The 12508-nt window shown below is 34.1% G+C and carries 10 protein-coding genes and 1 pseudogene; all 11 read right to left on the reverse strand.

Features of this window, described 5'->3' with window-relative positions; all coding sequences use genetic code 11:
* Positions 1-30: 30 nt before the first annotated feature.
* The 11 genes and pseudogenes from HALSAC_RS0102720 to HALSAC_RS0102770 all read right to left on the reverse strand — a co-directional run bounded on the left by HALSAC_RS0102720 (position 31) and on the right by HALSAC_RS0102770 (position 12475).
* On the reverse strand, positions 31-1398 hold the full coding sequence (locus HALSAC_RS0102720) for a TolC family protein (protein WP_027338975.1): 1368 nt from the start codon (positions 1396-1398) through the stop codon (positions 31-33).
* Positions 1388-2455, reverse strand: a complete 1068-nt coding sequence (locus HALSAC_RS0102725) for a TolC family protein (RefSeq protein ID WP_027338976.1) — start codon at positions 2453-2455, stop codon at positions 1388-1390. Before HALSAC_RS0102725 ends, HALSAC_RS0102720 begins: the two co-directional genes overlap by 11 nt.
* Before the next feature lie 241 nt (positions 2456-2696).
* Complete coding sequence (locus HALSAC_RS0102730; protein WP_035571181.1) at positions 2697-4346, reverse strand: methyl-accepting chemotaxis protein; 1650 nt, start codon at positions 4344-4346, stop codon at positions 2697-2699.
* Between the two features lie 178 nt (positions 4347-4524).
* The gene (locus tag HALSAC_RS16275; protein ID WP_051412046.1) at positions 4525-5892 is read right to left on the reverse strand and encodes a methyl-accepting chemotaxis protein; all 1368 of its coding nucleotides are present in this window, start codon (positions 5890-5892) and stop codon (positions 4525-4527) included.
* A 205-nt stretch (positions 5893-6097) separates the two neighbouring features.
* Positions 6098-6469: a methyl-accepting chemotaxis protein gene (locus tag HALSAC_RS16770; protein WP_084804294.1), complete on the reverse strand. Its 372-nt coding sequence runs from the start codon at positions 6467-6469 to the stop codon at positions 6098-6100.
* Between the two features lie 75 nt (positions 6470-6544).
* Complete coding sequence (locus HALSAC_RS0102745; protein WP_027338979.1) at positions 6545-7252, reverse strand: protoglobin domain-containing protein; 708 nt, start codon at positions 7250-7252, stop codon at positions 6545-6547.
* Between the two features lie 240 nt (positions 7253-7492).
* Positions 7493-8905: pseudogene (pyk, locus tag HALSAC_RS0102750) on the reverse strand (pyruvate kinase); the annotation flags it as partial.
* A 30-nt stretch (positions 8906-8935) separates the two neighbouring features.
* On the reverse strand, positions 8936-9943 hold the full coding sequence (pfkA, locus tag HALSAC_RS0102755) for a 6-phosphofructokinase (RefSeq protein ID WP_027338981.1): 1008 nt from the start codon (positions 9941-9943) through the stop codon (positions 8936-8938).
* A gap of 36 nt (positions 9944-9979) precedes the next feature.
* Positions 9980-10960 (reverse strand): acetyl-CoA carboxylase carboxyltransferase subunit alpha, encoded by a 981-nt coding sequence (locus tag HALSAC_RS0102760; protein WP_027338982.1) that lies wholly within the window; start codon positions 10958-10960, stop codon positions 9980-9982.
* The gene (accD, locus tag HALSAC_RS0102765; RefSeq protein WP_027338983.1) at positions 10950-11861 is read right to left on the reverse strand and encodes an acetyl-CoA carboxylase, carboxyltransferase subunit beta; all 912 of its coding nucleotides are present in this window, start codon (positions 11859-11861) and stop codon (positions 10950-10952) included. The genes HALSAC_RS0102760 and accD overlap by 11 nt, the downstream gene beginning before the upstream one ends.
* A gap of 275 nt (positions 11862-12136) precedes the next feature.
* Positions 12137-12475, reverse strand: a complete 339-nt coding sequence (locus tag HALSAC_RS0102770) for a phage holin family protein (protein ID WP_027338984.1) — start codon at positions 12473-12475, stop codon at positions 12137-12139.
* Between the last annotated feature and the right edge of the window lie 33 nt (positions 12476-12508).

Below are 12508 nucleotides of genomic sequence, written 5' to 3' on the forward strand. Positions count from 1 at the left end.
TACAGTAATAAAGTTTCGCGTTATTACTCCCTAAAATAACCCCAAAGCCTCCAATAATCTTAACTTGCTTATTAGCAATCTATCCTCTGCTTCCTTAAAGCTTAAACGAGCTTCTTCTAAAGCCTTCCTTTTCTCTTCATAAGTAACTTCATTAATTAACCCTCTCTCCAGCCTCTGTCTTGCTGCCATCTCTTCTAGGTTGGCCCTGTCTAATCTAAGATCTCTCTGCTTTAAATTCATCTGACTTAATTCAATATCATTGATTAAAGTATCTAAATCTAATTCTAATCTTTCAATTATCTCCCTATAGTTTCGCTCCAACTCGTTAGACTGTAACTCAAAATCTTCCTCTTCTAATTTCCTCTGACCACCATCAAAAATATTATAAGTGACATTAATTCTCGCACTCCAGTCATCTCTTAAAGAATCATAGCTTCCATTTAAACTTACTCCTAAATTATTATTTACTTTACTCCACTGAAAATCATATTCTAAGAGTTTTTGACTATTCTTATTTCTAAAAAATTCACTATTATTTTCCATTATGCTCTCTAATAAATTGCTTCTATCCTCTAAGTTAAAATCTAAACCTTCTAATAGCCCTTCCATCTCTTTAAAGGAATCTTTTCTAGCATCTAAAGATAACAATAACTCTCCTTCTATCCTAAGTTCGTTATAAAAGATTCTTCTTCTTTGTTCATAATTATTCTTTCGCTCTCTAAGGCTATACTCTCCTTCCATTAACTGAATTCGAGCCGTTAAGATTTCTTCTTCTCCAGCCTCTCCTATTTTCTGCCGAGCTAAAGTCTTATCTAGGTTATCTCGGGCCAACACTTCCTGTTCTCTATCTAATTCAACTCTCTTCTTTAAATATATCAGATCAAAATAACCCTCCAACCAATAGATTAACTTTCTACTTATTTCTTGATCTAAACTTCTCTTAGCCTCCTCTAACCTATACTCCAAAGTGATTAATCTCTTCTCTTCACCACTTGGAATTCTAGGATAAATATCTCGACTTAAATTAAATTTAAAGCCTAACTCATTAGAAAGCCCTTCAAAGACATCCCTTTCTTCTATATAAACCTCTGGTCTTAACCTTAATCCTCCTAGATAAGATCTATCTCCGCCAAGGGATAAATTTAAATTAGCATCATCTGAACTATTAACCCCACTAGATCCACTTAGATCAACTTGCCAATTAAGATCTGCCTTTACCTTTTCTATATCTCGTTCTATCTTTTCAACCTCTTCTCTCGCTCTAATAATATCGCTATTTGTCTCTAATGCACCTTCAACAACCTGTTGAAAAGTTATCTCAGAGGCCCAAGATTTATTGGTAAAGAAGAGAAGGGATATCAAAACTAATAAAAGTAACCTACTCCCCTTAAAATTCATCAATTAACACCTCTACTTTCCATCCCATCTCCTCTTTGATCTCTAATTTACTTATATAATAATTAAGAACAGCTCTTTGATAGCTCTGTTTAGCTTGTAATACTTCTATCTGAGCCAACAGAAGGTCTTCTGTACTTCTTAGCCCCTTCTCTTCCTCTCTAAAGACTAAACTCTCTCTATCTCTAAGTTCTTTTAAATTACTTGCTGACATCTCTAGCTCCTTTACCCTTTCTATAAAATTATAGTATTCACCCTCTAAAGAGGCCCTCAAATCTCTTTCAAATACCTCTCTTTGCATTCTAGCAATCTCCAAGCTATTCTCTCGAATCTTTAGATCAAGTCTTGGCATATCCCTTAACTTAGCATCCTCAAACTCAATCTCCGATAACCTTAATCTATCACCTCTTAATTGTAAAAGAAGGTTATTATTCAAAGCCTCTTCCAAAAATTCATCCTTGCTTATCTCAAAGGTCTCTCCTACGCTTAAAAGATCTAATTTAATCTTACTTTCATCAAGATTAAGTGAGGTTTTAAAAATCCTCTCTCTTTCACGCAAATCCCTTTTAGCTCTATCTAAATTAAAGAGTACATTATTATAGGAATTTCTCCTACTTAACAGCTCCAGCTGATTCTTATACCCTCTATCAGCCTCTTGTTCATCCCTAGCTAATCTAAACTCTTCGATCTCAAATTGCATCTTCCTAACCTGAAGATCTAATTGAGCCAAATTAAGATCAGAATACTGACTTAAAATCTCCTTAATCAGACCTACCTCTTTCCTATAATAATTATCTTCAGCCTCAATAAAATTTAATCTCGCCTCCCAATCAAAAGAATCTGATTGACGCAAAAGATTATTACCCTGACTCTTCTCGTAATCGATCATAGCATTCTCTAACTCCAACCTAGCAATATGTACATCAATGCTATCCTCTAACATCAACTCTATTGCTTCTCTAACCTCTATACTCTGCTCAGCTCCAACCACAGCTACTCTACTAACAAGAATCAACACCGAAGAAATCACCAGCATTTTAAAATTTAATTTAACCTTCACTTCCAAACCTCCTTAGTTTTTACTACTTAATATTTTAACACACTAACTTAAAATTAGCCTTAAATAAAGATAAAAATTAGATCAAAATCTAAATCACTGAAAACTTTAACTTCTTTAGCTGATAGCTGGTTGCACAAATTTCAATTATATTACTATTATACCAGATAAATTTATAACACAAATTATAAAGATCCAGTTAATGAATATATTCATTAACTGGATCTTTACTTATGCTAAAACTTTATAACTTGAACTCTTTTACCAAATCTTGCAGCTTTTGCGCCATAGTTGCTAGCTCTTGTGATGATTTACTTATCTCATCAGACATACCTTTAATATCCTGTGAAGAACTTGCCACTCTATCACTACTTTGGGCCAAATCATTAGAAGCTCTAGCAGTCTGCTCAATTTGAGCTGAAGTCTCTTCTATAGACTCTTGAATTTCTTCAAAGACCTCTCCAGTTCTTTGTGCTATCTCCTTACCCTCTACTGCTCTATCCTCAGCCTTTCTCACCGATTCGATACCCTTGGCAGAATTTTTCTGTGTCTCACTTACTAAATTGCCGATTTCATCAGTTGCCTTTGCTGTCTCTTCTGCTAATTCTCTAATCTCATCAGCTACTACTGCAAATCCTTTACCATGCTCTCCAGCCCTTGCTGCTTCTATTGCTGCATTTAAAGCTAGCAAATTAGTCTGCTCTGCTATGCTGGTAATCAATTCGACTATCTTACCAATCTCCTTTGAGCTACTATCTAAATCATTAATAACTTCTACCGTCTCCTTAACTGACTCATTAATAACCTCAATACTACTAATAGTTTCTCTAATATTCTGACTTCCTAAATCGACTTGAGAATTGGCCTCTTGAGAAAAGGAGGCTACCTCCTGGGAACTTGCCGATATCTGCTCAATCCCTGCTGACATATTCTCAATCAAAGCATTACTCTCCTCTATAGTTGCATTTCCTTCCTCTGCTGATGCAGATAATTCTTCACTATAAGCTGATAAATTCTCTATATTATTATTAAGGTTTTTAATTATATTTCTTTGATTGTCAATGGCCTTATTAAAATTAATAGCAAATTGACCCAATTCATCTCTACTCTTAACCTTTAATTTCTTACTCAAATCACCACTAGCTAAACTATTGACTCCTTTTAATATCCTTTTAAGCTCTTTGGTTAAATAGTCAGAAAATTTCAAAACTAATAAACTTGTAATAACAATTACTATAACAAAAGTTATAAAAATAGCTCTTAAGATCCTTCTTTGATTTGAAATCATACCCTCACTAGCAGAACCTACATTTGATTCTATAAAAGTATAGTAACTTCCTGTACCTATATACCAATCCGTCCCTGGTATTTCTTTTACATAACTAAATTTAGTTTCCACTTCTCCAATCTCCGGGTTTAAGTATCCATAATCTACAAACCCTTGTCCCTCTTCTTCAATAGTCTTTGTAAACTCTCTTATAATATATTTACCTTCTGGATCCTGTAGATCCCAACGATTTTGGCCCTGAATCTCTGGTTGTGGAGGTAATGCAATGGTATCTCCATCAAGGTTATATATGAAGAAATATCCATCTTCATCAAACCAAGCATTATTGTTTATACTTATAATATATTCCTGTAAATCTTTTTCTGATAAATCCCCTTGCTTTTTTTGATATAAATCCCCTATAGCATTTGCCATTGTTATCGTAAGGTGCTCTACTCTCAATTTGTCATTTTCTGTTAATACCCCTCTTATATCCTCAACACTTTTTTCTTCCAATACGTTAAATTGGTACCAAATAACACCAAAGAGCATCAATAATGAAACTAATACACTTCCACCAACCAAAAAAACAGTCTTAACTTTTATACTCATATCTTTTATATTCATAACACCCCACCCTCCATATACCATAATTAAAAATAAAACTATATTATATTATTTCGACAAAAAATAATATAATCCTTCATTTGATATTTTATCATTCCCTGTGCTTTATTGTATTTTCAATGAAAAAGATGGGCTTGAAAATCTTTTAAAAGATCCTCAAGCCCATCTTTTTTATTTATTATAATTTAAACTCATTAACTATCTTTTGTAATTTTTGTGCCAAACCTGCTAACTCTTGAGATGAACTACTTATCTCATCAGACATCCCTTTAATATCTTTAGAAGCACTAGCTACTTCATCACTATCTATAGCCAATTGATTAGAAGCCATAGAAGTCTGCTCAATTTGAGCTGAAGTCTCTTCGATAGACTCTTGAATCTCTTTAAATACCTGACCGGTTTTTCTAACAACCTCCTTACCTTCTTTTGCTCTTTCTTCTGCTTTCTTTACTGATCTGATCCCCTTTTCTGATCTGTTTTGAGTCTCTCTTACCAAGTTACCAATCTGATCTGTTGCCTTAGCAGTTTCTTCAGCCAACTCCCTAATCTCATCAGCGACAACAGCAAAACCCCTACCATGCTCACCAGCTCTAGCTGCCTCAATTGCTGCATTCAAGGCCAATAAATTGGTTTGCTCAGCTATATTGGTAATTAATTCAACAATGGTTCCAATTTCTTTTGAATTACTATCTAGCTTTTGAATTACTTCTACTGTCTCTTTAACAGCACTGTTAATAGCTTCAATACTATCAATAGTTTCCCTAATATTCTCACTACCTTGATCTACCTGAGAATTAGCCTCTTGGGAGAAGGAGGCAACCTCTTCAGAGCTTGCCGATATCTGCTGAATCCCTGCCGACATATCCTCAATCAAAGAATTACTCTCCTCTATCGTTGCATTTCCTTCCTGGGCAGATGCCGACAACTCTTCACTATAAGCTGATAATTCAGCAGTAACCCCTCTTACTTCACTAAGAACTTTTTTTAAGTTATACTCTGACTTCTTCACTTCAATCTCACTTCTCTCAGCTGAGGTAATTAACTCATTTGCTCCCTTAGCCATTAAATAAGCAATGAACGATGAAAACATAAAAGTTGCCAATACAGTAGTTAAAAGCATACCATTATAATTTGCTGTATAATCTCCTGTAAAAAGCTGATAACCGATTAAATTAAAGGCTATTGAAGATATAGAATATATTAGGGTTAATCTAGCACTGTAATATATTGTAGCGACAATTAATCCCATAAATAAAGCAAAGGGAACCCCTTGATTATATTCACCTAAAAAAGCCATTAAAAAAGCCATTAAAAAAGAAAATCCTATAGTATAAAGATACTTGCTTAAATAAAAATATTTCCTTCCTGATAAAAACCTTATTAAAAAGAAGAATATAGAACTTACTAACATTATGGAACTAGTAGCAAATCCCAATTCGGTAATAAAGTAAAAGAATAAAAAGAAGAATAGATTTATTCCTGCTAAAAACAAATTTAAAACCTTATTAACTTTGATTTCATGTTTTAAAACAGCTGTACTCTGCATTAAATCCCCCCTTGATTTTAGCTGCCTAATTATAAAATATTCTATATTGAAACAACTTAAAGTTCTAATTAATATTATTCAACAAATTAATGTATTTTCCTGCAAAATAATATATAATTGTTGACTTTATATCATAAAAAAGCAACTACCGGAATTCGATAGTTGCTTTTTACTACATTTTTTCTTTTAATTTATCTACTAGATCTTACATATCATCTGAAGTCTTTACTAATAACTTTGCAGACTCTGCTATTTGATGAATAGTTGCAGATTGCTCTTGAGTAAAAGCACTAGCCTCTTGAGTAGCAGGATTGTCCTCTAATGCTGCTGAAATATTTTCGATCAATTCTACAGTCCTTTGAGCACTACTTATAGTATTATTTTGCACCTCTTTTACCATTTCCCCAATTCTCTCAACTGCTGAAGAAGATTCATCAGCCAAGTTCTTAATCTCCTGAGCTACAACTGCAAAACCTCTAGCATGATCCCCAGCCCTTGTTGTTTCTATAGAAGCATTTAAAGATAGTAGGTTTGTTTGACTAGCAATCTTCTCTATAGTCCTTATAGCTTCTTCTATCTTTTCAGATGTTTATTTTGACATTTGGGCCAAATTTTTAATCTCATCACTTGCATCTTGAGCATGAATTGCTTGTTATTGGCTTCTTTCTGATATATCCATTACATTATTAGTCAACTCAGTAGAAGCATTACTCAACTCTTCAGTAGAACTAGCTAAATTCCTTGATACATCAGTTATATTATCACTTGATGAGCTTAATGTTCCTACAGTACTATCTAGCTCCATAAATTCAGCAATATATGTCTCCATTGCTATCTGGATATCAATATTAGTAATCTTCAAAAAAGCCATTATAGTTGCTGATGCCTTCTTTTTATCCTCTGTGAAATATTGACTTATCCTAGAAATAACCTCACTATAATAGGTGGCATAACTTCGGATATAATACTTTGGTCCTAGGTTAATCCTATTATGAACTTTTTCAATCTTAAACCTTTCTTTAAAGTACTCAACACCATAACCACCATCGACTCCACCAACCAAATCTAAAAAGTACTTCTTCTGCACACCAGTCAAAGAACTAATATTACTATGTGCATCAATGATCATCTTCATAGGCTTAAATCTATAGATATGCTCATAAAACCTATCTACTAAATCATCAGCAATACTATGAAAAAATCCTTTCATCTCTTTTAGTAAACCTACATCCTCTATTCCAAAATCAACTATATCCTTTCTATGCTTAATCTCCTTAGGAGTTAAATCATCTATTCCAGATATCCCCTTAGAAAACTCCTTAAACTCCTTTAGCATCTTAGCATGATCAAAATTTTTCATAATTAACACCTCTTCCTTCTATCATTGCAACTTACTAGAAATTAAGTCCAACTATAAGACAATGTATAATTCTCTTCACCTTCTACTTTATAGTCGTTTGTTCGATATTGATAATCATTATCCTTTAATTTCATTCTTTTTATTTTCTCACTATAAACTATAACCCTAAATAAAAGAAGAAGGCTATGGCTTCCTAAAGGAAGCCATAGCCTTCTTCTTTTATTTAGATATTACTTACTCAACAATATCTACTTTTAACAGGTTAGTAGTACCAGACTCTTTAACAGGAGTTCCAGCAGTAATAACAACTAGATCACCTTTGCTAGCATAATCTGCATTTACTACAGCATTAATAGAATCTTCAATCATTCCATCAACAGATTCACTAATTTCTGCTAGAATTGGATTGACACCCCAAGTTAAGATCAGCTTATTAAATACTCTCTGACTAGAAGTTACAGCAACAACGGGAGTGTTAGGTCTATATTTTGATACCATCTTAGCAGTATAACCAGATTGAGTAGAAGTAATTATAGCGGCAGCATTTAATTCATAAGCACTCTTGCAAGTAGCATAACTGATAGAATCAGTTACAGTATCAGTTGCAGCTAAAGTATCTCTATCCATTAACTTCTTATACTCTAAGCTTTTTTCAGTCTCGATAGCAATTCTAGCCATAGTCTCAACGGACTCAACCGGATAGTCTCCAGCTGCTGTTTCACCAGAAAGCATAGTAGCATCTGTACCATCGTAGATAGCATTAGCAACGTCACTAGCTTCTGCTCTAGTTGGACGTGGGTTATCCTGCATAGAATCTAACATTTGAGTTGCTGTAATAACTGGTTTTCCAACCCTATTACACTTTTGAATCATCATTTTTTGGGCAGCAGGTACCTTTTCTGGTGGTATCTCTACACCTAAATCTCCACGAGCTACCATCAATCCATCAGCCACTTCAATAATCTCATCTATATTCTCTACACCTTCTTGATTTTCAATCTTAGGTATAATATGAATATCAGCATTAGCTTCTTCTAAAATCTCTCTAATAGCTAGTACATCATCAGCTTTACGAACAAAAGAAGCAGCAATAAAATCTACACCCTGCTCAATACCAAATTTGATATCAGAAATATCTTTATCAGTAATTGCTGGTAGATTAACAGATACACCTGGTAAGTTAACACCTTTTCTAGAACCTAACTTACCTCCATTAACAACATTACAAACAACCTCGCTACCATTAATGCTCTTAACTTCTAATCCAATTAATCCATCATCAATTAAGATTGTATCTCCTGGATTCATATCCTTTGGTAAGTCCTTATAGCTTACTGAAGTTCTAGTAGAGTTTCCTTGAATCTCTTCTGTAGTTAAAGTGAATTCTTGTCCATCTTCTAAAACTACCTTTTCATCATTTTCTAACATACCAGTTCTAATCTCTGGACCTTTAGTATCTAAAAGAACAGCTACTGGCTTTCCTTTCTCCTTAGATAATCTTCTGATTCTTTCAATTCTAGTTCCATGCTCTTGATGATCACCATGAGAGAAGTTAAGGCGAGCTACATTCATCCCAGCATCCATTAGATTTGCTAGCATCTCCTCACTTTCACTTGCAGGTCCTATTGTACATACAATCTTAGTTCTTCTCATTAATATTTCCTCCTCAATGATTATATATATTTAAATTGATAAAATGTTAGCTAGTTCATATAAGTCCTTATCAAATTCTTTCTTACCTTCAATAGCATCCTTAATATCTGATACTTCAATTTTATTATGTATTAAACCAACCATCTTATTGGTTTCACCCGCTAGCATAGCATCAACAGCTGCAGCACCTAGTCTACTAGCTAATAATCTATCACGCCCAGTTGGAGATCCACCACGTTGGATATGACCTAAAATTGAAACTCTAGTATCAAAACCAGTTCTCTCATTGATAATCCTTCCTATAGTGAAAGCATTACTTTCATTAACATCTCTATTTGTCTCAAACTCATTACCTTCAAATTCAACACCTTCAGCTACCAAAATAATGCTATGAATTTTACCCTTTTCATAACCTTTTTGTACCTTGTCACAAACTTCATCAATATTAAACTTAATTTCAGGTACTAGTATAGATTCTGCACCTCCTGCTAATCCTGCAGCCAAGGTTAAGAAACCAGCATGACGCCCCATAGCTTCAATTACAAAAGCTCTTTCATGAGAACTTGCAGTATCACGTATCTTAGTAATGGCATCAATAATTGTATTCATAGCAGTATCATAACCAATAGAATCGTCTGTACAAGCAATATCATTATCGATTGTACCAGGGACACCTATAGTTTTAATTCCAGTTTCATTAGTCAATAACATAGCTCCTGTAAAGGATCCATCTCCACCAATTACAACTAGCCCTTCAGCGCCTTCTTTTCTTAGCTGATCTGCTGCTTTTTGGCGGCCTTCTTTAGTTCTAAACTCTTCACAGCGAGCAGATCTTAAGAAGGTTCCTCCGCGATTAATAATATCACTTACAGCACTTGCACCCAATGTAATAAAGTCACCTTCAATTAACCCAGCATAACCTCTATTTACACCTATAACCTCTACACCTTCATAGATGGCTTTTCTAACTACTGCTCTAACAGCAGCATTCATACCTGGTGAATCTCCACCACTAGTCAAGACAGCTATCTTTTTCATAGTAATTTCCTCCTTGATGAATTCTTAGATGGCAGCTTATTTTTCTACTATCTCTCCAACCTTTTCTTTAACCTGCCCCATTTTTCTAAATTTATTATATCTATTATCTAGTAATTCTTCTTTAGATAAGGTTTGTAAAAACTCTATTTCTTTCATAATCTCTTCTTTTAATAATTGTGCACTAAGATTGTAATCTTTATGCGCACCTCCTGGAGGTTCTGACACTATAGTATCAATAATACCAAGCTCTAAGAGATCATTGGCTGTTATCTTTAAAGCTTTAGCAGCAGCTTTAGCTTCCTTAGCATCCTTCCACAATATAGCAGCACAAGCCTCTGGAGAACATACTGAGTAATAAGTGTACTCTAGCATCATTACCTTATCACCTACTCCAATTCCTAATGCTCCACCGCTACCTCCCTCTCCAAGGATAACCACGATAATAGGAACATCAATGCCTGCCATCTCCATCATATTCTTAGCAATAGCTTCAGCTTGACCCCTCTCTTCGGCTCCTAGACCAGGGTAAGCTCCTGGAGTATTAATAAGAGCTACTATTGGACGATTAAATTTCTCTGCTTGTTTCATCAAACGCAAAGCTTTTCTATAACCTTCAGGATGAGCCATTCCAAAGTTTCTCTCTATATTATCTTTGGTCGTCTTCCCTTTTTGGTGCCCAATAATTGTCACTGGCATTCTACCTATAGTTCCAATCCCACCAATTAAAGCCTTATCATCTCCAAATTGACGATCACCATGAAGTTCGATAAAATCATCACAAATTAAATTAATATAGTCTAAGGTCACTGGTCGCTCGGGATGCCTTGCTATTTGAAGCACTTGCCATGGTTCTAATTGAGAGAAGATTTCTTCTCTCAATGTAGTAGTCCTACTCTTTAAACGCTCAATCTCATCAGTCAAATCTATATCCTTCATCTCCATAAAATTACGCAACTCTTGAATCTTTGCTTCTAGTTCTACAAGAGGTTTTTCAAAGTCTAAATAATTACTCGCCATTATCTTCACCTCTCAAATCATGAATAGATAATATTTTAGCTAAAACATTCTTTAAATCTGATCTCTTTACTACTTTATCAATCATTCCATGTTCTAATAAAAATTCAGCTGTTTGAAAACCTTCAGGTAGGTCACGATTGATAGTCTGCTTAATTACCCTTGGCCCGGCAAAACCGATCTTGGCCCCTGGCTCAGCAATATTAATATCACCTAAAGAAGCAAAACTAGCAGAGATTCCACCATAGGTTGGATCTGTTAGTATGGAGATAAATAATCCACCTGCTTTATCTAACCTCTTTAAAGCTGCACTTGTCTTAGCCATTTGCATCAAGGAGAACATCCCTTCATACATACGAGCACCACCACCTCCACCAGCTACGATAATCAAAGGTAGTTGCTTTTCAATAGCTCTTTCAATAGCTAAAGTAAGTTTTTCACCTACTACTGAGTTCATACTTCCCATTAAAAACCTTGAATCTAAGGCTGCTAAAGAGACCTTATGACCAGATATTTTAGCAATTCCTGTAACGACAGCATCTTTTAGCCCTGTTTTCTTCTGATATTTATTTATCTTAGAATCATATTTAGGAAAATCAAGTGGATTATCTGCTTCTAACTCTTCATCATACTCCTCAAACCATTGATCATCAACTAATAAAGATATTCTCTCTGTAGCAGTTAACCTAAAATGATGCCCACAGCTTGGACATACCTTTAAATGTTCACTTAACTTCTTATTAAATATGATTTCCTTACACCTTTTACATTTGGTCCATAGATCATCTGGCATCTCTCTTTTATTTTCTTCTTTATTAGATTTTATTCTGTCTTTATCTCTTCTTGATCGACTCTTCCGCTCAACAGTAACATATTTAGATTTCCCAAAGAAATCTTTTAGCAAAACAGTTCACCTCACTACTAATATAATAGTCTTTTAATTATGATCTTTTTAACATAATTTTTAATCTCTTTTTAGAATAAGTGTATGTTTTATTATAAACTAATATAGATATTAATAATCAACTTTTATCTTTACATAATAAGACCAGTATTATTTTCAAATACTGGTCTTATTATAACACAAAATGAACAAATTGCAACTTTATCAGAGCAAATTTTCGTCTTATATGAACTTTAATTGTAATATGTGGAGGTAATGTAATCAGAAAAGACTCCTTAATTATCTATAAGCTCATACATAAAGCTACTTATAACACTTAAAATTATTGAGGCAAAAGTAGCTGCAAATAACCCTGACACATAAAAGTTATTAACTAAAACTGCAGTAAACAATAACATTAATCCATTAATTACAAATAAGAACAGTCCAAAGGTCAATATAGTAAAAGGCAGAGTGAATATTGTTAAGATTGGCTTAATCAAAGTATTAACCAAACCTAAAATAAAAGCCGCCCATAACCCAGCCCCTAGGGTAGTAATTTGAATCCCTGGAACTATCTGAGCTGTTAAAACCAAAGCCAACATGGTAATTAATAATCTAGTAATATATCTCATTTTACCCCCTCCTTGCTCTTTAAAATTGGAATC

Origin of the sequence: Halonatronum saccharophilum DSM 13868 (assembly GCF_000517025.1) — a bacterium.
Taxonomy (GTDB): domain Bacteria; phylum Bacillota; class Halanaerobiia; order Halobacteroidales; family Halobacteroidaceae; genus Halonatronum; species Halonatronum saccharophilum.

Bases quoted from the DNA above. Each gene is read 5' to 3' on its own strand.
- HALSAC_RS0102760 (WP_027338982.1), bottom strand. From the start codon at position 10,960: ATGGCGAGTAATTATTTAGACTTTGAAAAACCTCTTGTAGAACTAGAA.
- HALSAC_RS0102745 (WP_027338979.1), bottom strand. From the start codon at position 7,252: ATGAAAAATTTTGATCATGCTAAGATGCTAAAGGAGTTTAAGGAGTTT.
- HALSAC_RS16275 (WP_051412046.1), bottom strand. From the start codon at position 5,892: ATGCAGAGTACAGCTGTTTTAAAACATGAAATCAAAGTTAATAAGGTT.
- HALSAC_RS0102770 (WP_027338984.1), bottom strand. From the start codon at position 12,475: ATGAGATATATTACTAGATTATTAATTACCATGTTGGCTTTGGTTTTA.
- HALSAC_RS0102730 (WP_035571181.1), bottom strand. From the start codon at position 4,346: ATGAATATAAAAGATATGAGTATAAAAGTTAAGACTGTTTTTTTGGTT.
- pfkA (WP_027338981.1), bottom strand. From the start codon at position 9,943: ATGAAAAAGATAGCTGTCTTGACTAGTGGTGGAGATTCACCAGGTATG.
- HALSAC_RS0102720 (WP_027338975.1), bottom strand. From the start codon at position 1,398: ATGAATTTTAAGGGGAGTAGGTTACTTTTATTAGTTTTGATATCCCTT.